At 69.2% G+C, this 1,252-nt stretch carries 1 protein-coding gene; it reads right to left on the bottom strand.

All coding sequences use genetic code 11. The annotated features are described in order from the left end of the window. Positions 1–1,207, bottom strand: a 1,207-nt coding sequence (locus tag ABZY31_RS31270; RefSeq protein ID WP_356417081.1) for an IS30 family transposase, incomplete at its 3' end; no start/stop codon positions are given. Positions 1,208–1,252 lie beyond the last annotated feature (45 nt).

Genomic DNA, 1,252 nt, shown 5'->3' with positions numbered 1-1,252 from the left:
GCAGTTTATGCAGGCGCTCGGCTGGGGTTTCCCAGCCGAGCGTTTTGCGTGGGCGGCCGTTGAGTTGGGCAGCGACGGTGTCGAGGTGGTCGCGGGTGTGGACGGTCAGGTCGGTGCCCTTGGGGAAGTATTGGCGGAGCAGGCCGTTGGTGTTCTCGTTCGAGCCGCGCTGCCAGGGGCTGGCCGGGTCGCAGAAGTAGACCGGGACGTCGGTGGCGATGGTGAACTCGTGATGGCGGCCCATCTCCGAGCCCTGGTCCCAGGTCAGGGACCGTTTCAGATGGGCTGGCAGCCGTTGCACGGTCTCCTGGAGGGCGTCGCGGACGGCTTCGGCGCCGCGGCCGTTCGGCAGGTGCAGGAGCATGACGTAGCGGGTGGCGCGTTCGACGAGGGTTCCGATCGCGGAGCCGTTGTCCTTGCCGATGATGAGGTCGCCTTCCCAGTGCCCGGGCACGGCCCGGTCCTCGGCCTCGGCCGGGCGTTCGCTGATCATGACCATGGGCTCGGCGAAGCGGGGCTGACGCTGCTGGGTCTGGCGATGAGGTTTGCGGCGGGCGCGTCCGGTCCGCAGGGCGCTGGCGAGTTCTCGCCGTAGTTCGCCGCGTCCTTGCAGGTAGAGGGCCTGGTAGACGGTTTCGTGGACCACGTGCATCTCCGGCCGGTTCGGGAACTGTGCCCGCAGAGCGTGGCAGATCTGCTCGGGGCTCCACAGTTCGTCCAGCCCGGCCTGGACCGCGGCCCGCAGCTCGGGGTTCTGGCTGATCTTGCGTGGCTTGGGGCGTGGCCGGCGCCCGTCGGCTCGGGCTTGGGCCGCGTGCGGCCGGTACTGCCCGTTTACGGGATGCCGGTTGCGGCGGATCTCCCGGCTGACCGTGGAGGGGCTGCGGCCCAGCTCGGCGGCGATCGCCCGGACGGTGGCCTTCTCCCGCACGCGGTCGGCGATGTGGATCCGGTCGGCCTCACACAAGTACCGGGACGCACCAGAAGGCGGCGCCACCGGACGAACCGGTGGTGCCGCCTTCTGCTTGCCTGAGGGGTTGCGGCCGTTACGCCACCGCTTGCCCGTCCGCAGGTTGATCCCGACGCGTCTGCAAGCCTCGGAACTGCTCAGGCCCTGGTCCATGAGCCGGAAGTATTCCTCCCGCTCACGGACCAGCTTCCTCGGGCCTTGGGCCACCGACCGCACCTTGCGGATCTCGAACTCCATCGCACCCCTTGAACTGGGGTGTTGCGACGACTCCTAGAACCCAAG

Source organism: Streptomyces sp. NPDC006529, assembly GCF_040611795.1.
Taxonomy (GTDB): domain Bacteria; phylum Actinomycetota; class Actinomycetes; order Streptomycetales; family Streptomycetaceae; genus Streptomyces.
This window is presented reverse-complemented; position numbering and strand designations above follow the sequence as displayed.